This window comes from Neisseria sp. P0008.S004, from assembly GCF_051962755.1.
In the GTDB taxonomy this organism is placed as follows: domain Bacteria; phylum Pseudomonadota; class Gammaproteobacteria; order Burkholderiales; family Neisseriaceae; genus Neisseria; species Neisseria subflava_A.
On record NZ_JBQCUZ010000003.1, the window covers coordinates 86,160 to 110,546 of the forward strand.

Sequence of the window (24,387 nt, forward strand, 5' to 3'; positions counted from 1 at the left end):
CAGATATCATTATGACCGCCGCCCAACAAGCCATCCAAACCTACCAGCAGCAAAAAGCAGCAGCAGAAACCGCCTACCGCCAAAACAACCGCCCTACCGTTTACTTCCGCGACCATATCGCCGCTGCCGAAACCCTGCTGCAAACCCTCTGGCAAATCCACTTTCCCGACAGCGACGACATCAGTCTCATTGCCATCGGCGGCTTCGGGCGTTGCGAACTCTACCCCCATTCTGACTGGGACTTAGCGATTATTTCCTCGGCCCCATTTTCAGACGGCCTGCAACAACAAACCGCCCAATTTATCCAAACCCTTTGGGACGCACGCCTCAATCCCGCCATCAAAAGCGGCAGCATAGAAGAAATACTCCAAAGTACCCAAAACGACATTACCGGCGAAACCGCCTTTCTTGAAGCACGCCACCTACAAGGCAATGCCGACCTTACCGCCCAACTTCTAAACAAACTCAACACACGTCGCGACACAGCCGCCTTTATCGAAGCCAAACTCCTCGAAATGGAGCAACGCCATACCAAATCCCAAGGCACAGGCGCACAACTCGAACCCAACATCAAAACCTGCCCCGGCGGCCTGCGCGACATCCATACCCTTATCTGGACAGCCAAAGCACAAGGCATAGACAGCAACCCCACTGCCCTCGTTACCGCAGGCGTCCTCACACGCACTGAAGCCGGCATGCTGGCTCATGGCTACCGCCGTCTCGCCAACATCCGCATTCACCTCCACCTTACCGCCGACCGCCCCGAAGACAGACTGCTTTTCGACTACCAGTCCCAAGTCGCCGAAAGCTTAGGCTATCCCCAACCCGACATCCGCGGCAGAAGCGAAGCCCTGATGCACACCTTCTACCGAGCCACCAAAGCCATCAAACAACTCAACGGCATCCTTATTCCGGTTCTCAAAAACCATCAAACCTCCAGCCATCCCCAACATATCCACCCCATCGACAGCCACTACAAACGCATCGGCCACCAAATTGCCACCAACGACCTTGCCCTGTTCGAACAAAATCCCGAACACATCTTCACCATTATTCAAACCATGCAGGAGCAAAACATCACCACCATCGAGCCGCAAACCCTGCGCGCATGGTGGGCGGCCACACGAAAAATCAACACCCGTTTTACCCAAAATCCAGAAAACCGCCGCCGCTTTATCCAATTCTTCAAACACGGCACCGGCCTTACCCAAACCCTCCGTTTTCTCAACCTCTACGGCGTACTTGGCCGCTATCTCCCCGCATGGGAAAAAATCACCGGCCTGCTCCAACACGACCTCTTCCATATTTACCCCGTAGACGACCACATCCTGACCGTCGTCCGCAATATGCGCCGTCTCGCCATCGAAACCCATAGCCACGAAATGCCCGAGGCCAGCGCCATCATGCAGGCCTACCCACGACCACATGTCCTCTACACCGCCGCCCTGTTGCACGACATCGCCAAAGGCCGTGGCGGCGATCACGCCAAAGAAGGCATCAAAGACGCACAACAATTCGCCGCCAACCACTACTACACCGAAGAAGAAAGCCACCTCCTCGCATGGCTGGTTGAAAACCACCTGCTCATGTCCACCGTTGCCCAAAAAGAAGACATCCAAGATCCCCATGTCCTCCAAGCCTTCTGCCGCCGTATTCCTACACGCGAATACCTCGACGCACTCTACCTGCTTACCATTGCCGACATCCGCGGCACCAACCCCAAACTTTGGAACACATGGCGCGCCAGCCTGCTCCAAACCCTCTACCACAGCACCGCCGCCGTTTTAAACAGCAAACACCACGATCCCGAACGCCTCCCCAACCGACGCGAACAAGCCTCGACCGATCAGCTCACGCGCGCGGCCGTTCCCCTCAAAAACCAACAAAAACTCCGCCGCATCCTCGGCAGCGCATACTACGTCCGCCATCAAACGCGGGAAATCCTCTGGCACACCGCAAACCTCGCCTACGACACCCAAAGTCCGGCCGTCCGCAGCCGCATCCTTCCCCAAAGCAACAGCCTTCAAGTCATGGTGTTCATGCCCAATGGCGACCGCCTCTTCGCACGCCTCTGCCGCATTTTCAGCAGCCACCGCTTCGACATCCAAGCCGCCCGCGCCTTCATCACCGAGCACGACTACATCCTTGACACCTTTATCCTGCAACTCCCCGACAATCTCCCGCCCGAAGAATATCCCGACCGCCAAAGCGCACTTGAAGCCGAACTCAACAGCTTCATCCACGGCAATACCACCGTCCAAAAACAAAGCGGCCGCCCGCACATCAGCCGCCGCATCCGCCACATCCCCATTCCGCCTACCGTAATCATCACCCCCGAAGAAGATTATCCCGGCTGGCACACCATAGACATCACCGCCGTCAACCGCCCCCACCTCCTCGCCGACATCGCCGAGACCTTCTTCGCCCACAACATCAGCCTGCGCTACGCCAAAATTACCACCTTGGATCAGCGCATTGAGGACAGCTTCATTACCTACAGCCCATCCCTGCAAGACCCGCAAATCCAAAACACCCTAAAGCAGGCATTGGTCGAAGTCTTAACCCCATAAAGGCCGTCTGAACATCTTAAAAACATAGGGTGAGCATTTTTTGCTCACCCTAATCGCACCCAAAAATATAAACATCCTGAATATACCCTTCTCAAACACTCAAGAAATCCAAAGCCTTAAAATTCGAAACCAAAACTTCCTTCTGACATAAAACTACATTCTAAAATCATAACCCATATGGATATAATTTCAGTAACAAATTTTCATTCACCTATTATGCCAAATCCCCTTCAAAAATCCTTCCTTCCAAATTTTTTCCTTATCCGTATTCAAACAAAATACGCATAAAAAATAAAACTCATAAAAAACAAAAAAATAAAATCAAAAAATATTAAACTCACCGATTAATCCATAAAATCACCACCCATCCAAATCAATTAACATATTATTGAAACAAGATTAATTTCTGACAAAAAACGTCACATGACCAAACTCGCACACACTCCCTGTCACAAAAAACACAAAACTGACAAAAAACGTCAACCCCCTAATTTCTCTAAAATCCTGAAACTTTCAAACAAAACATCACAAAATTTAAAATTTTAAAAATAATCCCAATAAAAACAATAAATAAAAAATAAAAAATAAATTTTTTAATCAATTTTGCGCACTTGGCACACCGACTGCTTGAAACAACACGTCCGATAAGGCCCAAGCCTCAAAGCAGCAAGCCCGACGGAAGCTGTATATTCCTTCTTACTTATGGTTTACTCATAATACATAGTGCCAAGCACATTACGGACTTTTTACTTAAACACAATTATTCACACTTTCAAACTGGAGTTTTAAACAATGAAAGCAATCCAAAAAGGTTTTACCCTGATCGAATTGATGATCGTCATCGCGATTATCGGCATCTTGGCAGTTATCGCCCTGCCTGCATACCAAGACTACACTGCACGTGCTCAAGTTTCTGAAGCCATCTCTTTGATGGAAGGTCAAAAGTCTGCTGTTGTTGAATACTATGCAGATAAAGGTAAATGGCCTAAAAATAATACAGAGGCTGGTATCGCAGCACCTACCGATATTAAAGGTAAATACGTTGCTCAAGTTGCTGTAGGCACAAATGGTGTTCTGACTGCAACAATGAAAAATACTGATGTCAATAATGATATTAAAGGTAAAACAGTTATGTTATCACCTGATGTAACTGGTAATGCTACCTCTTCTAAAGGTTCTTTCACTTGGACCTGTAAGAAAGGTACTGTTGATAGCAAATTCTTGCCTTCTTCTTGCCGTTAATAATTTGTTACCAACAAATTTAAAAGCTTAAAGAGCAAATCCCATAATGTGATTATGGGATTTGCTTTATAAAAATAAAAAAAACTTAAAAACGATACGCTCAAATGAATACCCCATTTCAAGCCCAAAAAGGTTTTACCCTAATTGAGCTGATGATAGTTATCGCCATCCTCGGTATTCTGGTTGTTGTCGCCATACCCACTTATCAAAACTATATCGGTAGGGCGCAAGCCTCCGAAGCACTATACCTTGCCGACGACCTGAAAACCGAAATCAGCATTGCCTCAGCGGTAAATAATCGCCTGCCCAATGCAGAGGATGTCAGTAAACAAGGCTCAATCGGCGTTACCGCTCAACGCATCGGCGGCACATACATCCAAAACGGTGGCGTAACTGTAGAAGCAGATACAGGCAAAATCAGCATTCCTTTCGATAAAGGGCAAAACAAAGGCAAAGTCCTGACCCTGACCCCTTATCGAAATCATAACGATTCGACTTGGTTGCTCAACTGGCAATGCGGCGGAACGCTGGATCCGATAATGGTTCCCGCCATGTGCCGTGACAACTCACACGGATAAGAAGCAAGCATATACCCTAAGAAAAACACACAAATACATTGCAAAGAAAACACCCCAAACAAAGCCAAATACAAACGCGGAAAGCGAACAAACCAAAAGAACAAAACTCTCCAAAACAAGGTCCTTAAGAGCCTGAATGATCACATTACGAAAATAAATGCCGTCTGAAATCATTTTCAGACGGCCTCTTTATATCCAATCCTAATATGACATAAAACTTTGGTCTTGATTAGTTTCAGACGGCCTTCATCTTTTCACCACTACATAAAACAAATTCGCAACACCCCTGATAAGACAATTTGTCGCACATCTGAACTCAATATATAATTTAACCATGCAAGTCTTTATTTTTAAGCATTTTTCATTTTCAAAACATATATTATCGACACTGGGAGAACCATCATGCCTCATCTAAACTTGGACAAAACGGATTTAAAAATTCTGCAGGTTTTGCAGGAAAATGGGCGGTTGAGCAATGTTGAGCTTTCTGAAAAGGTGGCGCTCTCCCCTTCTCCCTGCCTGCGCCGTCTCAAACAGCTTGAAGATGCTGGCATCATTCAAAAATATGCCGCCCAGCTTTCCCCTGTCTCTTTGGGCTTGGGTTTGCAGGCTTTTATCCGTGTATCGATTAGCAAGGCAAAAGATGCGCGCGAGGATTTTTCCGAATCTGTCCGCGCTTGGCCGGAAGTATTGAGCTGCTTTGCTTTAACGGGCGAAACCGATTATCTGCTCCATGCCTTTTTTACCGATATGAACGCGTTTTCCCATTTTGTTTTGGACACGCTGCTTTCGCACCACGGCGTGCAAGATGCGCAATCAAGTTTTGTGTTGAAAGAAATTAAAAACACGACTGCTCTGCCTTTGGTTCATTTGGTTCAGGATTGATGATTTGAAACCGATAAAGGCCGTCTGTTTTTCAGACGGCCTTTTAAATTCCAATGGTTTGCTTTCATGTCCATACACTTGTATACTTTTTAAGAATAATTCACATAAGCTTTTACTATGACTGACACCACCCATCTCGATAGCAATACTGTTTCAGAACATACCAAACAATGGCTGGAAAAAGCCGTTATCGGGCTGAATCTCTGCCCGTTTGCCAAAGCGCCGCACGTTAAAAACCTGGTTCGCATCGTTGTCAGCGAAGCCCGTCATTTGGATGGTTTCCTTGAAGACTTGGATCGTGAATTGCAGCTTCTGGGCAATACGCCCGCTTCGGAATTGGAAACCACTTTACTGGTTCATCCAACGCTGTTCCCTGATTTTGAAACCTTCAACCAAATGTTGGAAATCGCCGATGATGCCGTTGTAGAAAACGAATTGGAAGGCATTGTCCAAATTGCGCCGTTCCATCCTGACTTCCAATTTGAAGGCACTGAAGCCGACAACATCAGCAACTACACCAATCGCTCACCCTACCCGACTTTGCACTTGATTCGTGAAGACAGTATTGCCAAAGCGGCTGAAGCATTTCCCGATGCCTCGGCAATTTTTGACCGCAATATCGCGCTGCTGGAAAAAATGGGGCATGAGGGCTGGGATAAATTAGACATTCCGCGTTGTCCATTTCCACATCACAAGCCGTCTGAAAACAAATAATTGGTGACGGGAATATGGTTCGCTATTTATTGATTTTTTGCGGCGCATTGTCGCTCGTCTTGGGCATTATTGGCATTTTCCTGCCATTACTGCCGACTACGCCTTTCATTTTATTGACCGCCGCCTTCTGGGCAAAAGCTTCGCCGCGCTTTCACAATTGGCTGTATCATCACCGCCATTTCGGCCCGATCATACAAAACTGGGAAAATAACGGCGCCGTGCCACGCAAGGCAAAATTCTTCGCTATCGGCATGATGGCCCTTTCTTGCCTGTTTATGTTTTGGCAATTTCCAGAACGCTGGTGGATGGGTGCCGTTTCATCAGTCTTCTGTAGCTGCGTGGCAGTGTGGATGTGGTTACGGCCGGAGGCATAAAATAAAACAGGTGGGCATTTTCGCTTACCTGTTTTTTATTTTCACACCTAATTTATCCATTAAAACAATCAGTAAGGACTAAAACACCCTATTTCATCCTCATTTTTCAGACGGCCTCCATTTATTCAATCAAATGTAAATTTTAGCTAAAATTAATTCAAAGTATTTTTTCGATAGCATTATTTTCAATATTTCAAACTCCTGTTTCAAAAACATTTTTTTACTACTTTCGACTACTTCCCTCCCTTTTATTTCTTTATTTGTATCAACATTTCTTTTGATTCCAACACTCTAAACCGTCCCTTAACACTTGCTTTGCGTTATACTTTCCCCTGACACCACCGCGCAGTTCGTCTGGATATTTTCAGACGGCCTGAATATTTCACCGCCGTGCTTTCTCAACGAAGTTCCTCACGGCGCAACAGAATAAAAAGGAAATACTATGCGCTATCTCTCATTTTTACTGCTTCTTGCCGCCTTTCCTGCTGCGGCATCCGATTTTGACGGCTCATCCGCAAGCCTGCTTTGGGGTCTGCCGTTTGCACTGATTCTCTTGTCTATTGCACTCGGACCTCTGTTTTTCTCCCATACTTGGCACCACCACTTCGGCAAAATTACGGCGTTTTGGACGCTGCTGTTTTTAACTCCATTCATCGTAACCTTTGGTTTCGGAGCCGGCGTACATACCGTTGCCCATGCATTGGTTGAAGAATATATCCCCTTTATCCTGCTGCTTTTGGCGCTCTATACCATTTCAGGCGGTATTTTTGTCAGCGGCGATTTGCATGGTTCGCCTAAATTGAACACAATCCTGTTGGCAGTCGGTACGGCTTTGTCTTCCATCATGGGGACAACAGGCGCGGCGATGCTGATGATTCGTCCGCTTTTGAAAGCCAACCATAAACGCCACTACCGCGTTCACATTGTGATTTTCTTCATTTTCTTGGTGGCAAATATCGGCGGTGGTCTGACTCCTTTAGGCGATCCTCCGCTGTTCTTAGGATTCCTGAAAGGCGTAGATTTCATGTGGACGGTCAAACACATGCTGATGCCTGTATTGATCAGTTCTGTGGTTTTACTGGCCGTTTTCTACATCATCGACAGCCGACACTTCAACCGTGAACAAAGCGAACACCTTGCTCCTGCTCCTTCCGATAAAGAAGAAAAAGTCAAAATTTACGGCAAATGGAATTTCCTGTTGCTGGCCGGTGTAGTCGGCGCGGTTTTATTGTCCGGCTTGTGGAAACCAAATCATCCGGGCTTTGAAATCTTGGGCAGCCATTACGCCTTGCAAAACCTGATGCGCGATGGCATTTTGCTGGCTTTGACCGCCGTATCTTGGATTATTACGCCCAAACAGGTACGCGCAGGCAATGAGTTCAACTTCGAGCCGATTGCCGAAGTGGGCAAACTGTTTTTGGGTATTTTCATTACCATTTCCCCCGTCTTGGCGATTTTGAAAGCTGGTGAAACAGGCGCATTGGCTTCTGTTGTTTCTTTGGTTCACGACGCGGCAGGCAATCCGATTAATGTGATGTATTTCTGGATGAGCGGTTTGTTGTCGGCATTCTTGGATAACGCGCCGACTTATTTGGTGTTCTTCAATATGGCCGGTGGCGATGCCCAAGCTTTGATGACAGGCCATCTGTTCCATTCGCTGCTGGCAGTATCCATGGGTTCCGTATTTATGGGCGCGCTCACTTATATCGGTAATGCGCCGAACTTCATGGTCAAAGCCATTGCCGAACAACGCGGCGTACCGATGCCTTCCTTCTTCGGCTACATGGCATGGTCGGTAATTGTATTGGTACCGCTGTTTGCCCTGCATACGATGATTTTCTTCGTTTGGCAGCTCTTTTAAAACTTAGAGGCCGTCTGAAATTCAGACGGCCTTTTATTTTCAGCTATATCATCAAATATAGCGTTTAAATATCAATCAGTTAAAAATTATTTCCCTTAACACTCGATTACACATTCCTACTTTTTTCCCAATTTTCCCGTAAAAATAAGCGTAAAACTGACATAAAGCAGCCTATACCTGATAAAATCTAAAGCTTTGTTGTTTGCGTTTATTCATTGTTTTTATAGCAAACCTCTGCTTTTTTTTAGACGGCCCACCCTTTGTTTCAAAGCATTACATGCCGTCTGAAAAAACAATCCGACATCCGAATCTCAACCCACCAAAAAGTAACGCATCCTTATGATTAAGATAAAAAAAGGCTTAGACCTGCCTATCGCAGGCAGACCGGAGCAAGTCATTTATGACGGCCCGGCCATTACCGAAGTCGCGTTGCTTGGCGAAGAATATGTCGGCATGCGCCCCTCGATGAAAATCAAGGAAGGCGAAGCCGTCAAAAAAGGCCAAGTGCTGTTTGAAGACAAAAAGAATCCGGGCGTAGTATTTACCGCTCCGGCTTCAGGCAAAATCGCCGCGATTCACCGTGGCGAAAAGCGCGTACTTCAGTCAGTCGTGATTGCCGTTGAAGGCAACGACGAAATCGAGTTCGAACGCTACGCACCTGAAGCGCTGGCAAAATTGAGCAGCGAAGAAGTGCGCCGCAACCTGATTCAATCCGGTTTGTGGACTGCGCTGCGTACCCGTCCGTTCAGCAAAATCCCTGCCGTCGATGCCGAGCCGTTCGCCATCTTCGTCAATGCGATGGACACCAATCCGCTGGCTGCCGATCCTACAGTCATCATCAAAGAAGCCTCCGAGGACTTCAAACGCGGCCTGTTGGTATTGAGCTGCCTGACCGAGCGTAAAATCCATGTGTGTAAAGCAGCAGGCGCAGATGTGCCGTCTGAAAACGCTGCCAACATCGAAACACATGAATTTGGCGGCCCGCATCCTGCTGGTTTGAGTGGCACGCACATTCATTTCATCGAACCAGTCGGTGCGAACAAAACCGTTTGGACCATCAATTATCAAGATGTAATTGCCATTGGCCGTTTGTTTGCAACAGGCCGTCTGAACACCGAACGCGTTGTTGCCCTGGGCGGCTCTCAAGTCAACAAACCGCGCCTCTTGCGTACCGTTTTGGGTGCGAAAGTATCGCAAATTACTGCGGGCGAATTGGTTGATGCAGACAACCGCGTGATTTCCGGCTCAGTATTGAACGGCGCGATTGCACAAGGCGCGCACGATTACCTCGGCCGCTACCACAATCAGATTTCCGTTATCGAAGAAGGCCGCAGCAAAGAGCTGTTCGGCTGGGTTGCGCCACAACCGGACAAATACTCCATCACGCGCACAACCCTCGGCCATTTCCTGAAAAACAAACTCTTCAAGTTCAACACAGCCGTCAACGGCGGCGACCGCGCCATGGTACCGATCGGCACTTACGAGCGCGTGATGCCGTTGGACATCCTGCCTACCCTGCTCTTGCGCGATTTAATCGTCGGCGATACCGACAGCGCTCAGGCATTGGGTTGCTTGGAATTGGACGAAGAAGACCTCGCTTTGTGCAGCTTCGTCTGCCCGGGCAAATACGAATACGGCCCGCTGTTGCGCAAGGTGCTGGAAACCATTGAGAAGGAAGGCTGATTATGGGCTTGAAACATTTTCTTGAAAAAATCGAACCGCACTTCCTGCCGGGAGGCAAACATGAAAAATGGTATGCCCTCTACGAAGCTGCGGCGACGATTTTCTATACATCCGGCGCGGTAACGCGCAAAGCGGCCCACGTCCGCGATGCGCTCGACTCCAAGCGCATGATGATCTTGGTGTGGCTGGCTTTGTTCCCTGCCATGTTCTACGGTATGTACAACGTCGGCGCACAGGCATTCGGTGCGTTAACGCCTGATTTGCTGCAACAAAATATCGCCAACGACTGGCATTACGCCCTTGCCAACGCTTTGGGCATCAATATGTCGTCTGAGGCGGGCGTGTTGGGCAAAATGCTGTTCGGCGCGATTTTCTTCCTGCCGATTTACGCGACTGTATTTGTTGTGGGCGGCTTCTGGGAAGTTTTGTTCGCATCCGTACGCAAACACGAAATCAACGAAGGTTTCTTCGTGACTTCGATTCTGTTTGCTTTGATTGTTCCCCCTACCCTGCCTTTGTGGCAAGCGGCTTTGGGTATTTCTTTCGGCGTTGTGGTTGCGAAAGAAGTATTCGGCGGTACAGGTAAAAACTTCATGAACCCTGCTCTTGCAGGCCGTGCGTTCCTGTTCTTCGCCTACCCTGCCAACATTACCGGCGATACCATTTGGACTGCGGTTGATGGCTATTCCGGTGCCACTGCTTTGGCGCAATGGGCGGCACACGGTGCAGACGGCCTGAAAAATGCTGTAACCGGTCAAGCCATTTCTTGGATGGATGCGTTTATCGGTAATGTACCCGGCTCAATCGGCGAAGTGTCCACTTTGGCGCTCTTAATCGGCGGCGCGTTTATCGTGTTCACCCGTATTGCCTCTTGGCGCATTATCGCCGGCGTGATGATCGGTATGATTGCCATGTCTTCACTGTTTAACTTCATCGGTTCGGACACCAACGCCATGTTCTCCATGCCTTGGTACTGGCACTTGGTAGTCGGTGGCTTTGCCATTGGTATGCTGTTTATGGCGACCGACCCTGTTTCCGCTTCCTTTACCAATGTCGGCAAATGGTGGTACGGCGCGTTAATCGGCGTGATGTGCGTATTGATCCGCGTGGTCAACCCTGCTTACCCCGAAGGCATGATGTTGGCGATTCTGTTTGCCAACCTGTTTGCCCCGATTTTCGACTATTTCGTCGCACAAGCGAACATCAAACGCAGAAAGGCGCGCAGCAATGGCTAAGAAATTCGATAAAGACAGCTTCAGCGGCACGCTGATTGTGGTATTGGTTGTCAGCCTGATTTGTTCCATCATCGTTGCCGGTGCGGTCGTCGGCTTGAAACCCATCCAAGAGAAACAAAAACTCCAGGACAAACAAGGCTATATCTTGAGCGTAGCCGGTTTGATGGATAAAAACACCGACATCAGCAAAACCTTTGCCGAGCGTATCGAGCAACGTGTCGTGGACTTGGCTACCGGCGAATACGTCGCCGATGCGCCTAAAGACTTCAGCGCACGCGTTGCCGGCAAAGACCCTGCCCAAAGCATCCAAATCAAACCCGAAGACGATTTGGCCGGTATCAAGAGCCGTGCCAAATACACCGAGGTTTATCTGGTAAAAGGCGATGACGGCAAAGTCAGCCAAATCATCCTGCCTATGCACGGTAACGGTTTGTGGTCTGTTATGTACGGCTTTGTCGCCATCCAACCCGACGGCAACACCATCAACGGCATCACCTACTACGACCAAGGTGAAACCCCGGGCTTGGGCGGCGAAATCGGCAACCCTCTGTGGCAACAAAAATTCGTCGGCAAAAAACTGTTTGACGAACAAGGCAAACTCGCCCTGCACGTCGGCAAAGGCGCAGGCTCAGACAAAGAACACGGCGTAGATGCCCTCTCCGGCGCATCGCTGACATCTAAAGGCGTGCAAGGTTCGTTCGCCTACTGGTTCGGCGAAAACGGCTATATCCCCTACCTGAACAAATTGAAATCAGCAGGAGCACAATAATGGCTGACATGAAACGCTTGAAATATTTGATGTTTTCACCCTTTATCGACAACAACCCGATTGCCTTGCAGGTTTTGGGTATTTGTTCGGCTTTGGCGGTTACCACCAAACTTCAGACGGCCATCGTAATGGGTATTTCCGTAGCTTTGGTAACCGGTTTTTCCAGCTTCTTCATTTCTTTGGTACGCAACTACATCCCCAACAGCATCCGTATTATTGTGCAAATGGCGATTGTTGCTTCCTTGGTAACGCTGGTTGACCAACTGCTCCAAGCCTTTGCTTATGAGCTGTCCAAACAGCTGTCCGTATTCGTCGGCCTGATTATTACCAACTGTATCGTAATGGGCCGTGCCGAAGCATTCGCCATGAAAGAGCCGCCGCTGGAAAGCTTGGTTGACGGTATCGGCAACGGCGCAGGTTACGGCATGATGTTGATCATCATCGCAACCATCCGCGAACTGATCGGCTCTGGCAAGCTCTTTGGCTACACCATTTTCCAAACAGTACAAGATGGCGGCTGGTATCAAACCAACGGCTTGTTCTTGCTCGCCCCTAGCGCGTTCTTCATCATCGGCTTCTTGGTATGGGGTCTGCGCACTTGGAAACCTGAACAGGCGGAGAAATAACACATGGAACATTACTTAAGCCTCTTTGTAAAATCCGTCTTTCTGGAAAACATGGCACTTTCCTTCTTCTTGGGAATGTGTACATTTTTGGCGGTATCTAAAAAAGTATCCACCGCATTCGGTTTGGGCGTTGCCGTTACTTTCGTACTCGGCCTGTCCGTCCCAGCCAACCAACTGGTTTACTCGCTGCTGAAAGACGGCGCGCTGGTTGAAGGTGTGGACCTGACCTTCCTGAAATTCATCACCTTCATCGGCGTGATTGCCGCTTTGGTGCAGATTTTGGAAATGTTCTTGGATAAATTCGTCCCTGCCCTCTACAACGCATTGGGTATCTACCTGCCCCTGATTACCGTAAACTGCGCGATTTTCGGTGCCGTATCGTTTATGGCGCAACGCGAATACAACTTCGGCGAGTCCGTTGTATACGGTTTCGGTGCAGGTCTGGGCTGGCTTTTGGCTATTGTCGCTTTGGCGGGCATTACCGAAAAAATGAAATATTCGGATGTCCCTAAAGGCCTCAAAGGCTTGGGCATTACCTTTATCGCCGCTGGCCTGATGGCAATGGCGTTTATGTCGTTCTCCGGCATCCAGTTATAAGAAAGGAATCGGCATGGAGATTATTCTAGGTATCGTGATGTTTACCCTCATCGTCTTGGTTTTGGCACTGATGATTCTGTTTGCCAAATCCAAGTTGGTGAGCGAAGGCGACATCACCATCAAAGTCAATAATGAAAAAGAGCTGACGATGCCTGCCGGCGGTAAACTGCTGGGTGCGCTTGCCAGCCAAGGCATCTTCGTTCCTTCCGCCTGCGGTGGTGGCGGCTCATGCGGCCAGTGCCGCGTTATCGTAAAAAGCGGCGGCGGCGACATTCTGCCAACCGAGTTGTCCCACATCAGCAAACGCGAAGCGCGCGAAGGCTGCCGTCTGTCTTGTCAGGTCAACGTTAAAACCGACATGGACATCGAAGTACCGGAAGAAGTATTCGGCGTGAAAAAATGGGAATGTACTGTCATCTCCAATGACAACAAAGCAACGTTCATTAAAGAACTCAAGCTTGCCATTCCCGAAGGCGAAGAAGTTCCTTTCCGCGCCGGTGGCTACATCCAAATTGAAGCCCCTCCTCACACTGTTGCCTACAAAGACTTCGACATTCCTAAGGAATATCACGAAGACTGGGACAAATACAATCTGTGGCAATATGTTTCCAAAGTGGACGAGCCGATTTTGCGTGCCTACTCTATGGCTTCATACCCTGAAGAAAAAGGCATCATCATGCTGAACGTGCGTATCGCTACGCCTCCTCCACGCGTACCTGATGCGCCTCCAGGACAAATGTCGTCTTATATCTGGTCGCTTAAAGCCGGTGATAAAGTAACGATTTCCGGTCCATTTGGCGAATTCTTTGCCAAAGATACCGATGCCGAAATGGTATTTATCGGCGGTGGTGCGGGTATGGCTCCGATGCGTTCCCACATTTTCGACCAGCTGAAACGTTTGAACTCCAAACGTAAGATTACCTTCTGGTATGGTGCACGTTCTAAACGCGAGATGTTCTATGTCGAAGACTTCGACCAACTCGCAGCAGAATTCCCGAACTTCACATGGCACGTTGCCCTGTCCGACCCATTGCCTGAAGACAACTGGGATGGTTACACAGGCTTCATTCACAACGTAGTTTACGAAAACCACCTGAAAAACCATGAAGCACCGGAAGACTGCGAATTCTATATGTGTGGCCCTCCGATCATGAACCAGTCCGTGATCAAAATGCTCAAAGATTTGGGCGTGGAAGACGAAAACATCCTCTTGGACGATTTCGGCGGCTAACAAACAAAAAGGAAGAAACTTCGGTTTCTTCCTTTTTTATTGCCAGGTCGTCTGAAAACCATACTTTCAGACGGCCTGAACCTTTCTTTTACGATACAATAAAGGCTTCAAAAAATAATCCGCGAATCCCCTATGCCGTTTCTTTCCAATTCGTTTTACCGTCCGATAATCGGCTACACCGTTGCCATCGTTTCCGCACTCACGCTCTCTGCCTGCCAACCTGAAAAACAACAAACCATCACCCTGCAAGGCGAGACCATGGGCACTACCTATACCGTCAAATACCTTTCAGATGGTCAAGACAAACTCCCCTCCCCCGCCGAAATACAAAAACGCATTGATGACGCGCTTAAAGAAGTCAACCGGCAAATGTCTACCTACCAGACCGATTCCGAAATCAGCCAATTCAACCAGCTGCGCACCGTCAATCAGGCCATGCCCATTTCCCAAGACTTTGCCTATGTAACCGGCGAAGCCTTGCGTTTAAACAAATTGACGCACGGCGCACTGGACGTAACCGTCGGCCCTTTGGTCAACCTTTGGGGATTCGGCCCGCAAAAAGAAATCACGCACGAACCGACTGCACAAGAAATCCAACATGCTTCAGAAATGGTCGGTACGGACAAACTCAAACTTTCCCAAGATGGTCAGCAGCCTACACTCGCCAAAACCCATCCCGAAGTCTATTTAGACCTATCCTCCATCGCCAAAGGTTTTGGCGTGGATAAAACCGCCGCCGAACTTGAAAAACTCAATATCGGCAATTATTTGGTAGAAATCGGAGGCGAGTTACATGGCAAAGGCCACAATGCACAAGGCAATCCTTGGCGTATCGGCATCGAGCAGCCCAATATCGTTCAAGGCGGCGCCACTCAAATCACCATTCCATTGGACAATAAATCACTGGCCACATCCGGCGACTACCGCATTTTCCATGTCGATAAGTCAGGCCGCCGCCTTTCCCATATCATCAACCCTAAAACCAAACAACCCATCAGCCACAACCTTGCTTCCATCAGCGTAGTAGCAGAAAACGCCACACTTGCAGACGGCCTTTCCACCGGATTGTTCGTCCTCGGAGAAACTGAAGCACTTAAACTTGCCGAGCAAGAAAATCTCGCCGTTTTCCTTATCATCCGGACCCCGCAAGGCGGCTACCATACTAAAATGTCCAGCGCATTCAAGAAATTATTAAACTAACCTTCAGGAATACACACATGAAAACCCTCCTCCTCACTTTCGGCATTTTTATCATTGTCATCCTTGGCATGGCAGTCGGCTATATCTTCTCCAAACGCACCATCAAAGGCAGCTGCGGCGGCATTTCCTCTCTCGGCATGAAAAAAATGTGCGATTGCGACACGCCATGCGATACCTTGCAAAAAGAGCTGGATAAAAAACAACATTCCGACGACCAAGGCATCAAGGTCGATCATTAAGTCGTTGTTGAATGTTTATTAGCGATTTAAGGCAGCTTATCCTCTATCAGGCCGTCTGAAAAATAAAAGAGCGTAATCCCAATGGATACACGCTCTTTTATTTTGCCTCCTTACAAAGCAATCCAAAAATATCTTGCATACACATTTGAAACAAGCCCCCCAAAAACCAATCAGAAAATAAAAAGAAAAGCTCCTGCAAAACAGGAGCTTTTTCTTGGAAGAAACCGGATTATTTCAATTTAGTTTCTTTGTAAATAACGTGTTTACGGGCTACTGGGTCAAATTTTTTGATTTCCAGTTTGCCAGGCATAGTACGTTTGTTTTTAGTAGTTGTGTAAAAGTGACCAGTACCAGCACTGGACTCCAGTTTGATTTTATCGCGCATTGCAGTAATCCTTAATTAATGGTGTTTAAATTAAGCTTCGCCGCGAGCACGCAAATCAGCCAATACGACATCAATGCCTACTTTATCGATGGTGCGCAATGCAGCGTTAGAAACGCGCAGGCGAACCCAGCGGTTTTCACTTTCTACCCAGAAACGACGTGATTGCAAGTTAGGCAAAAAACGACGTTTGGTTTTGTTGTTGGCGTGTGATACGTTATTGCCAGACATCGGGCGCTTACCGGTCACTTTGCAAACTCGTGCCATGGTTAGTCTCCAAACTTCTAAAATAGTAAAACGCGATTTATACCACGAAATCCGCCTTCAGTTCAAGTCGTTTGCCGAAAAAACGGGATTTATGGAAATAAATCTTCTCAATATGTTGCATCTGCGAAACGGTATTTCGCAAAGCCTTAACTTTTCAATTATAACGGATTTCTTTAAAAAAATCATCTGTCGTTTGCGTGGTCGGCGAAATAAACAGGCCGTCTGAACATTTCAGACGGCCTGTTTTATCGTCATGCTTTTTTCTTCAACGCCGCATTCAAAATGCAACCGAGTATAAAGCAGGCTAAAGAGGGAACAACCCACCCTAAACCGATATTGTAAAACGGCAATGCGCGCTCGATGGCAGCAGCGGTATCGGCATCAAATCCAAACGCGGCCTTATAGGCATCGAGCAAACCGACCACAAGAGCCGCCATCATGGTGCAGAAATAGACAATACGGCCGCCGCCAAACAATTTATCTGTCAAAGCCAGCAGAATGATGACGATGGTCAGCGGATACAACAGCATCAACATAGGGATGGAAAACTGCAAAATCGCTGACAGGCCTTTGTTGGCCAACAGAATAGACACCACCGTATTCAGTATTACAAAGGTTTTATAAGAAATACCCGGGCAAAGACGGTTGAAATATTCGGCACATGAAGTAATCAAGCCAACCGCCGTACTCAGACAGGCAAGCAGCACCATAACGCCAAGCAGCACAATACCGGCCGTACCGAAATAGTGTTGTGCAGTTTTAGACAAAACCGACGCGCCATTTTCCTGCAAGCCGATACCGGCCACACCTGTCGCGCCCATATAGCCAATAAACAGGTAAACTACTGCCAAACAAGAAGCCGCCAACACACCGGAAATCGTCGTTGTCTTCAGCAAGTCCGCGCGGTTGTCCACGCCCATGGCGCGAACGGCATCAATGACTATAATGGCAAACACCAGCGAAGCCAGCGCGTCCATGGTGCCATAGCCTTCCAAAATGCCTTTAACCAACGGATGAGTGACAAAATCGCCTTGCGCCGCCTGCGGCACGCCCATCGGGTTAATGGCGGCATAGCCGACCAATATCGCAATTGACAGCAACAAAACAGGCGTGAGAATTTTACCGATACGGTCAACCAGCTTCCCCGGAGAAATCGACAGCCAATAAGTAATGCCGAAAAACACCAGGCTGAATACTGCCAATGCGATGCTTTTCCAAGATTCATCAATGAAAGGGGAAATCGCGGTTTCAAAAGATACTGTCGCCGTACGCGGCATGGCAAACAGAGGGCCGATTGCCAGATAAAGCGCGGTAGCAAAAGTCACGCCGTACCAAGGCGCAACACGGGAGGCCAATGCTTCCACATCGCGCGAGCCGGAATAGCCGACGGCAATCACGCCCAACAATGGCAAACCTGCGCCCGTCAGCAAAAAGCCGAACATGGCCGAAAGCCAGTTATCACCGGCCTGCTGTCCCAAAAAAGCAGGAAAAATCAGGTTCCCTGCCCCAAAAAACAGGGCAAACAGCATTAAGCCCACCGCCCATAAAGAAGCTTTGTTATGACTTGTCGTCGAATTCATTTTAGTTCTCTTTTTTCAAATTTTCGTTATCGGTTTCATCGGCTTCAAGGCCGTCTGAAAACATTTCGGCTTCGTTTGTTTCCAAACCGTCTTTCAGGCTGATTTCGATTTCACCATAATTTTCAGGCTGCACGATACGCACCAAGCCTTCTTTAGCCAATTCCAGCAATGCAATAAAATTGACCACCACATATGTCGCGCCCTGCTCCGGTTTAAACAAATCGCTGAACTTGCTGATACCGCTTTCGTTCAAACGACGCAAAATCGCTGTCATCTGCGCACGAACAGAAATGGTTTCCCGCACCACTTCATGACTGCACGTATGCTTGGCACGCGACAAAATACCCAACCAAGCCTGCGTCAAATCGGCAACGTACACTTCCGGCAACTTCGCTTCGACCGCAATTTCCAGCGGCAAATACGCCCAAGCAAAATCACGTCCGGCACGCGGTAATGCGTCCAAGCCCTGAGCCGCCAGTTTCATTTGTTCGTAAGCCAACAGACGGCGCACCAGCTCGGCACGCGGATCCGCCTCTTCATCCTCAACTTCTTCAGGACGCGGCAACAGCAGGCGCGATTTAATTTCAATCAACATCGCCGCCATCAGCAGGTATTCTGCCGCCAAATCAAACTGATACGCTTCCATTTGGGCAATATAGTGCAGATACTGCTCAGTAATCTTCACCATCGGAATATCGAGGACATCGATATTTTGCTTGCGGATAAGGTACAGCAGCAAATCCAACGGCCCTTGGAAGCTGCTCAATACCACCTTCAACGCATCAGGCGGAATAAACAAATCCTGCGGCACATCGGTAACAGGCTGACCGAACACCCACGCAACGGTATGTTCAGACGGCGTTGCGGCAGTGGAAGAAATAAGGTGTTCTGAAGGCATGGTTAAAGGGTCTTTTTCTTTTTAAGTTTAGTAAGAAGTTTCATCAACAAAAGGCCGTCTGAAACAAGGACAACCCGTTTTTAATATAAAAATCAGCGGTTTTTACGATTGATTTGCAAAGAAACAATGGCGACGGCAAAGGTCTGGGCCAAGGCCATACCCAACAGCGGCAGGCTGGCGAAAACCGTACCCGTCAGTACCGAGCCAATATCGCGAGAAAACACAAAACCATCCCTCGCAAGCATCGCCACCATCAAAGCCAACAACAGCAAACTTTCGCAGCCGACCAAAAGCCAAATCATTTTAACCGAACGGCGTTTGCGCCATTTCATGATACCGGCGTGTAAAAGGCTGAATATCACGACGGACAGAAACGGATAAAGAAAAGTGGTGAACGGGCGGTTATAACCGCTTTGCACACACAAATAATCGCCCGGCAGCGTATTGCATTCCATCACATCGAGAAACATCGGATCGACAGCATACATCAATACGCCGAACCATACCGCATAAATCAGGCTGGCGATAAAGTAGGCTTTAAAAAATCGGTTCTTAACCATCTTCCTCTACCCCTCACTTCCGCCCCGCGATATGCTCCACCGCAGCCTGTGCACAATACAATCCAAACGAAGCCGTTACCAGCATACTCGCGCCGTAGCCCGCGCAGGACAAACCTTGCGGTGCGGCATCGCTCGAACACGCTTCGCCGGATTGCGGCGGCGTAATATTCTCGATTGAATAAACGCAAGGCACGCGCATTTTTTCTTTGGTATCGCGGCTGAAGCCGTAGCGTTTGCGCAAGGTGTAGCGCAAATTGGAAAGCAGCGGATCGTGGGTGACGCGGCTCAAATCGGCGGTTTGGATCAAAGCCGGATTTTTCTGTCCGCCCGCACCGCCGCTGATAATAAACGGTTGCTTATGTTGCACGAAATACGCCGCCATCGCCGCTTTGACACGGATTTGGTCAATGGCGTCGATGACGAAGTCAAAAGGCCGTCTGAAAAGCTCGTCCAGATTGTCTTCGGTCACAAAATCTTCAATTTCCGTCACTTCGCATTGCGGATTGATTTGGTCAATGCGTTCGCGCAAAGCGGTAACTTTTGCCTTACCGAAATCATCGGTCAAAGCGTGCAACTGGCGGTTGACATTGGACTCGGCAACGTTGTCCAAATCAATCAGCGTTAAACGACCGATACCGCTCCTCGCCAAAGCTTCCACCGCCCACGAGCCGACGCCGCCGACACCGACCACGCACACATGCGCACGCGAAAAGCGCGCCAATGCTTCGTCTCCGTAAAGTCTGGCAATGCCGCCAAAGCGGCGCGAAGAAAGAAAAGCGGCGTCCTGCATAAGTAACCTTGTGATATATCAATAAATTAATGAAAAACGCGACAGGAGAATCGGACTGACATTATACTTGAAAGCAGATGGGCTGTTGTACCCGCCCGAAAGAGTTTATAATCGTTTCACATTCAGACAAGTTCTGATTTCATATTAAACGAAAGTGCCGCTACTCGGCGCAAAAGGAGAATAAATATGTACAAACATCTGGTTGTAGCCGTTGACGGTAGCGAGACCTCCCTCAATGCATTGAAACACGCCGCCGAACTGGCAAGCCTCAACAAAGCCCAACTGACTTTGGTTCACGTTGCCAACCCTGCCGAATACATGGCTTTGGCTCCTGAATTCCTGCAACACGAAAGCTACGAAGCTGCCGCAGTGGCTCAAGGCAACGAAGTTTTGGATTTCGCAGAAAAAACAGCGCGTGAAAGCGGCGTTGAAAACATCGTGAAACATCTGTTGGTTGCCAACAAAGGCGCGCGCGAAATGGCGCAAGACTTGGTTGACTACGCCGACAACAACGGTGCAGACCTGCTGGTACTCGGTACACACGGCCGCACCGGCCTGATGCACTTGCTGATGGGCAGCTTCGCCGAGACCGTAATGCGTCAAAGCCACCTGCCTCTGCTGATTATCCGCAGCAAAGCTGAAGAAGCATAATCAAGCATTGATTTAAAATAGCGAAAGGCCGTCTGAATATTTTTCAGACGGCCTTTTTTCACATGACAGCTTCAGCTTTTATTTTGCCATTTCTTTGAACACTTCGTGTGCCACAGCAATGGTTTCGTCAATCAGCTCAGGCGTATGCGCGGCGGAAACAAACCCAGCTTCGTAAGCTGACGGGCCGAATGCGACATTGCGGTCGAGCATACCGTGGAAGAAATGTTTGAAACCGTCAATATTGGAACGCGCCATGTCGGCATAGTTTTGCGGCGTATGGCTGGCAAAATACAAACCAAACATGCCGCCCACGCTGTCCGCCGTAAATTCAACACCATGTGCTTTAGCCGCATCGGCAATACCGTTGGCAAGACGTTGGGTCAAGGCAGTCAGGTTTTCATAGAAGCCTTCGCGCTGAATGATTTCCAGCGTTTTCAAACCGGCCGCAACCGCAATCGGATTGCCGGACAATGTACCTGCCTGATATACGCCGCCCAACGGGGAAATACATTCCATGATGTCTTTACGGCCGCCGAATGCCGCCAAAGGCATACCGCCGCCGATCACTTTACCCATGGTGGTCAAATCAGGCTTGATGCCGTGCAAAGATTGCGCGCCGCCCAACGCCACGCGGAAGCCGGTCATCACTTCGTCGTAAATCAATACGGCACCGTGTTTTTCAGTCAATTCGCGCAAGGCTTTGACAAAGGCTTCAGACGGCCTAACCAGATTCATATTGCCGACAAAAGGCTCCAAAATCACACAGGCAATGTCATTGCCGCTTTGGGCAAAGGCTTCTTCCAGTTGGGCGATATTGTTGTACTCGAGTACCAAAGTGTGTTTGGTAAAATCGGCAGGCACGCCGGCGGAAGAAGGATTGCCAAACGTCAACAGACCGCTGCCTGCTTTCACCAACAGGCTGTCGGAATGGCCGTGGTAGCAGCCTTCAAACTTGATGATTTTGTCGCGGCCGGTAAAACCGCGTGCCAAACGGATGGCAGTCATCGTTGCTTCCGTACCGGAGCTGACAAGGCGCAGCTGCTCGACCGACGGCATGATTTTGGCGATTTCTTCGGCAATAACAATTTCGCCTTCAGTCGGCGCACCAAACGACAAACCGCCCAATGCTGCTTCGCGCACGGCTTCAATGACTTCGGGATGGGCATGGCCGACAATCGCAGGGCCCCAAGAGCCGACATAGTCGGTATAACGCGTGCCGTTTTCGTCCCAAACATACGCGCCTTCTGCCTTTTTGATAAAGCGCGGCACGCCGCCGACGCTGCCGAATGCGCGCACAGGAGAGTTCACGCCGCCGGGAATAATGGCTTTGGCGCGATTGAACAAGCTTTCATTACGGTTCATGGTCAATTCTTTCGTAAGAGGTCGTCTGAAAATCAAATCGGAGCCATTTTAACACCAAATCCTTTTCAGACGGCCCAAGCTTCAAAATAAGAATCGGGCGCAAAATCAAAATTATTCTTTAAAAACAAACACTCTATCCACATTTTTCCTGCTTGTGCTATAATCCGCGACCTATTGAAACAATAAAAGAAAAGCATCATGTTACGCGGACTCATACTCAGCCTCGCCCTTTTGGCGTCCTCCCTCGTCCATGCACAACGCAGCCTGCCTGATGATATGGACGTGGCCGTTTTAAAAACTGTCGATCTGCCTTATCTGAAAGTCAGCAAAGGCGGTTTTTCTTGGACGCGCCTGCTGACCTTGGGCATTGTGGACGGCAACGCAGCCAAACTGCAAATCACCCGCTTTACCAAAATCCACGATGAAAACGACCGTTTCATCCCCATGGGCCGCCTGCTGAATCAAACCGGCAAAGCCGTTGCGTTCAAATACAACGAAGAGAGCCGCCTCGTCCGCGAAATCTGGATTTTGACCGACGCCGAAGCCGACAGGTTCATCGAACACGCCAAAAAGCAGAAAAAGGCGGAAGAATAATTTTTCAGACGGCCAGAGTATTGCACAGGCCGTCTGAACCCTTTTACAACAAGCAAATCAATCAAAACAAACCATGAAAAAAGTATTTATCCGCACCTTCGGGTGCCAAATGAACGAGTACGACAGCGAAAAAATGCTGTCCGTCCTCGCCGAAGAACACGGCGGTATCGAGCAGGTTACCCAACCTGACGACGCCGACATCATCTTGTTCAACACCTGCTCCGTGCGTGAAAAAGCGCAAGAGAAAGTCTTCTCCGACTTGGGCCGCGTACGCCCGCTTAAAGAAAAAAATCCCGACCTCATCATCGGCGTTGCCGGCTGCGTTGCCTCTCAAGAAGGCGAAAACATCGTCAAACGCGCTCCGTATGTGGACGTGGTTTTCGGCCCGCAAACGCTGCACCGCCTGCCCAAACTCATCGTCGACAAAGAAACCACCGGCCTGTCTCAAATCGACATTTCCTTCCCCGAAATCGAGAAATTCGACCACCTGCCGCCTGCGCGCGTAGAAGGCGGTTCGGCATTCATTTCCATTATGGAAGGCTGCTCCAAATACTGCTCTTACTGCGTCGTCCCCTACACCCGCGGCGAAGAATTCTCCCGCCCACTTAACGACGTATTGACTGAAATTGCCGGTTTGGCGCAACAAGGCGTTAAAGAAATCAACCTCTTAGGCCAAAACGTCAATGCCTATCGCGGCGAAATGGAAAACGGCGAAATCTGCGACTTTGCCACTTTATTGCGCATCGTCCACGAAATCCCGGGCATCGAACGTCTGCGCTTTACCACCAGCCATCCGCGCGAATTTACCGACGCGATTATCGAGTGCTACCGCGACCTGCCGAAGCTGGTTTCCCATCTGCACCTGCCGATTCAAAGCGGTTCCGACCGCGTATTGAGCGCGATGAAACGCGGCTACACCGCCTTGGAATACAAATCCATCATCCGCAAACTGCGTGCCATCCGTCCTGATTTGTGCCTCAGCTCCGACTTTATCGTCGGTTTCCCGGGCGAGACCGAGCGCGAGTTCGAGCAAACCTTGAAACTGGTCAAAGACATCGCCTTCGACTTGAGCTTCGTCTTTATTTACAGTCCGCGCCCAGGCACGCCTGCCGCCAACCTGCACGACGACACGCCGCATGAAGAAAAAGTGCGTCGCCTCGAAGCTTTGAACGAAGTCATCGAAGCCGAAACCGCGCGCATCAACCAAACCATGATCGGCACGGTTCAACGCTGCTTGGTTGAAGGTATCTCCAAAAAAGACCCTGACCAACTGCAAGCCCGTACCGCCAACAACCGTGTGGTCAACTTTACCGGCACGCCCGACATGATCAACCAAATGATCGATCTGGAAATCACCGAAGCCTACACCTTCTCCCTGAAAGGCAAACCGGTATAAACACACACAAACAAAGGCCGTCTGAAACTGTTCAGACGGCCTTTATCTTGGTTCGGCCGGGCATTATCTGATTCATGTATTTTTATTACCCGAACAAAAGGCT

25 protein-coding genes are annotated in these 24,387 nt (G+C 49.1%); 18 read left to right on the top strand and 7 right to left on the bottom strand.

Features of this window, described 5'->3' with window-relative positions:
• Positions 1 to 11: 11 nt before the first annotated feature.
• From glnD to nqrM, 15 genes are all read left to right on the top strand, one after another.
• Complete coding sequence (gene glnD, locus ACTHSW_RS03935) at positions 12 to 2,570, top strand: [protein-PII] uridylyltransferase (protein ID WP_107810935.1); 2,559 nt, start codon at positions 12 to 14, stop codon at positions 2,568 to 2,570.
• A 792-nt stretch (positions 2,571 to 3,362) separates the two neighbouring features.
• Positions 3,363 to 3,812, top strand: a complete 450-nt coding sequence (locus ACTHSW_RS03940; protein ID WP_070460312.1) for a pilin — start codon at positions 3,363 to 3,365, stop codon at positions 3,810 to 3,812.
• 104 nt (positions 3,813 to 3,916) lie between these two features.
• On the top strand, positions 3,917 to 4,390 hold the full coding sequence (locus ACTHSW_RS03945; protein ID WP_070460313.1) for a pilin: 474 nt from the start codon (positions 3,917 to 3,919) through the stop codon (positions 4,388 to 4,390).
• Between the two features lie 402 nt (positions 4,391 to 4,792).
• The gene (locus tag ACTHSW_RS03950; RefSeq protein WP_003684427.1) at positions 4,793 to 5,275 is read left to right on the top strand and encodes an Lrp/AsnC family transcriptional regulator; all 483 of its coding nucleotides are present in this window, start codon (positions 4,793 to 4,795) and stop codon (positions 5,273 to 5,275) included.
• 117 nt (positions 5,276 to 5,392) lie between these two features.
• Positions 5,393 to 5,989, top strand: coding sequence for a DUF1415 domain-containing protein (locus ACTHSW_RS03955; RefSeq protein ID WP_070460316.1), 597 nt, complete (start codon positions 5,393 to 5,395; stop codon positions 5,987 to 5,989).
• Positions 5,990 to 6,003: 14 nt separating this feature from the next.
• Positions 6,004 to 6,363, top strand: a complete 360-nt coding sequence (locus ACTHSW_RS03960) for a YbaN family protein (protein ID WP_070460318.1) — start codon at positions 6,004 to 6,006, stop codon at positions 6,361 to 6,363.
• 442 nt (positions 6,364 to 6,805) lie between these two features.
• Positions 6,806 to 8,224, top strand: coding sequence for a sodium:proton antiporter (locus tag ACTHSW_RS03965; protein ID WP_070460320.1), 1,419 nt, complete (start codon positions 6,806 to 6,808; stop codon positions 8,222 to 8,224).
• 339 nt (positions 8,225 to 8,563) lie between these two features.
• Entirely contained in the window at positions 8,564 to 9,907 is a 1,344-nt protein-coding gene (locus ACTHSW_RS03970) for a Na(+)-translocating NADH-quinone reductase subunit A (protein WP_070460322.1), read from the top strand.
• Between the two features lie 2 nt (positions 9,908 to 9,909).
• A complete protein-coding gene (locus ACTHSW_RS03975; RefSeq protein WP_070460324.1) occupies positions 9,910 to 11,142 on the top strand; it encodes an NADH:ubiquinone reductase (Na(+)-transporting) subunit B in 1,233 nt (410 codons plus the stop codon).
• On the top strand, positions 11,135 to 11,911 hold the full coding sequence (locus tag ACTHSW_RS03980; protein WP_070460326.1) for a Na(+)-translocating NADH-quinone reductase subunit C: 777 nt from the start codon (positions 11,135 to 11,137) through the stop codon (positions 11,909 to 11,911). The genes ACTHSW_RS03975 and ACTHSW_RS03980 overlap by 8 nt, the downstream gene beginning before the upstream one ends.
• Positions 11,911 to 12,537, top strand: coding sequence for an NADH:ubiquinone reductase (Na(+)-transporting) subunit D (locus ACTHSW_RS03985; RefSeq protein ID WP_003684313.1), 627 nt, complete (start codon positions 11,911 to 11,913; stop codon positions 12,535 to 12,537). Before ACTHSW_RS03980 ends, ACTHSW_RS03985 begins: the two co-directional genes overlap by 1 nt.
• A gap of 3 nt (positions 12,538 to 12,540) precedes the next feature.
• Positions 12,541 to 13,134 carry an NADH:ubiquinone reductase (Na(+)-transporting) subunit E gene (gene nqrE, locus ACTHSW_RS03990; RefSeq protein ID WP_003684365.1) on the top strand — a complete coding sequence of 198 codons (594 nt, stop codon included), beginning with the start codon at positions 12,541 to 12,543 and terminating at the stop codon, positions 13,132 to 13,134.
• A gap of 13 nt (positions 13,135 to 13,147) precedes the next feature.
• Positions 13,148 to 14,365 carry an NADH:ubiquinone reductase (Na(+)-transporting) subunit F gene (gene nqrF, locus ACTHSW_RS03995; protein WP_049323894.1) on the top strand — a complete coding sequence of 406 codons (1,218 nt, stop codon included), beginning with the start codon at positions 13,148 to 13,150 and terminating at the stop codon, positions 14,363 to 14,365.
• 132 nt (positions 14,366 to 14,497) lie between these two features.
• Positions 14,498 to 15,565, top strand: a complete 1,068-nt coding sequence (locus tag ACTHSW_RS04000) for an FAD:protein FMN transferase (protein ID WP_083290029.1) — start codon at positions 14,498 to 14,500, stop codon at positions 15,563 to 15,565.
• A 17-nt stretch (positions 15,566 to 15,582) separates the two neighbouring features.
• Complete coding sequence (gene nqrM / locus ACTHSW_RS04005; protein ID WP_070460328.1) at positions 15,583 to 15,804, top strand: (Na+)-NQR maturation NqrM; 222 nt, start codon at positions 15,583 to 15,585, stop codon at positions 15,802 to 15,804.
• Between the two features lie 229 nt (positions 15,805 to 16,033).
• Here the strand turns inward: nqrM and rpmG are convergent, their stop codons facing one another.
• The 6 genes from rpmG to ACTHSW_RS04035 form a co-directional block, all read right to left on the bottom strand.
• Positions 16,034 to 16,189, bottom strand: coding sequence for a 50S ribosomal protein L33 (gene rpmG / locus ACTHSW_RS04010; RefSeq protein WP_003684373.1), 156 nt, complete (start codon positions 16,187 to 16,189; stop codon positions 16,034 to 16,036).
• A gap of 30 nt (positions 16,190 to 16,219) precedes the next feature.
• Complete coding sequence (gene rpmB, locus ACTHSW_RS04015) at positions 16,220 to 16,453, bottom strand: 50S ribosomal protein L28 (RefSeq protein ID WP_002216391.1); 234 nt, start codon at positions 16,451 to 16,453, stop codon at positions 16,220 to 16,222.
• A gap of 251 nt (positions 16,454 to 16,704) precedes the next feature.
• Positions 16,705 to 18,033 (bottom strand): branched-chain amino acid transport system II carrier protein, encoded by a 1,329-nt coding sequence (gene brnQ, locus ACTHSW_RS04020; protein WP_070460332.1) that lies wholly within the window; start codon positions 18,031 to 18,033, stop codon positions 16,705 to 16,707.
• Between the two features lies 1 nt (position 18,034).
• Entirely contained in the window at positions 18,035 to 18,931 is an 897-nt protein-coding gene (locus ACTHSW_RS04025) for a segregation and condensation protein A (protein WP_070460334.1), read from the bottom strand.
• 92 nt (positions 18,932 to 19,023) lie between these two features.
• Complete coding sequence (locus tag ACTHSW_RS04030) at positions 19,024 to 19,491, bottom strand: hypothetical protein (RefSeq protein ID WP_070460336.1); 468 nt, start codon at positions 19,489 to 19,491, stop codon at positions 19,024 to 19,026.
• Between the two features lie 13 nt (positions 19,492 to 19,504).
• Positions 19,505 to 20,281 carry a tRNA threonylcarbamoyladenosine dehydratase gene (locus ACTHSW_RS04035; protein WP_440373768.1) on the bottom strand — a complete coding sequence of 259 codons (777 nt, stop codon included), beginning with the start codon at positions 20,279 to 20,281 and terminating at the stop codon, positions 19,505 to 19,507.
• 186 nt (positions 20,282 to 20,467) lie between these two features.
• On the opposite strand from ACTHSW_RS04035, the gene ACTHSW_RS04040 reads away from it, so the two are divergent.
• Positions 20,468 to 20,932: a universal stress protein gene (locus tag ACTHSW_RS04040; RefSeq protein WP_003680896.1), complete on the top strand. Its 465-nt coding sequence runs from the start codon at positions 20,468 to 20,470 to the stop codon at positions 20,930 to 20,932.
• 78 nt (positions 20,933 to 21,010) lie between these two features.
• Here the strand turns inward: ACTHSW_RS04040 and hemL are convergent, their stop codons facing one another.
• Positions 21,011 to 22,294, bottom strand: coding sequence for a glutamate-1-semialdehyde 2,1-aminomutase (gene hemL, locus ACTHSW_RS04045; protein WP_049336068.1), 1,284 nt, complete (start codon positions 22,292 to 22,294; stop codon positions 21,011 to 21,013).
• 198 nt (positions 22,295 to 22,492) lie between these two features.
• Between hemL and ACTHSW_RS04050 the strand changes: the two genes are divergently transcribed.
• The gene (locus ACTHSW_RS04050) at positions 22,493 to 22,888 is read left to right on the top strand and encodes a hypothetical protein (protein ID WP_070460342.1); all 396 of its coding nucleotides are present in this window, start codon (positions 22,493 to 22,495) and stop codon (positions 22,886 to 22,888) included.
• A gap of 73 nt (positions 22,889 to 22,961) precedes the next feature.
• Complete coding sequence (gene miaB / locus ACTHSW_RS04055) at positions 22,962 to 24,284, top strand: tRNA (N6-isopentenyl adenosine(37)-C2)-methylthiotransferase MiaB (protein WP_003684389.1); 1,323 nt, start codon at positions 22,962 to 22,964, stop codon at positions 24,282 to 24,284.
• Positions 24,285 to 24,387: the final 103 nt, after the last annotated feature.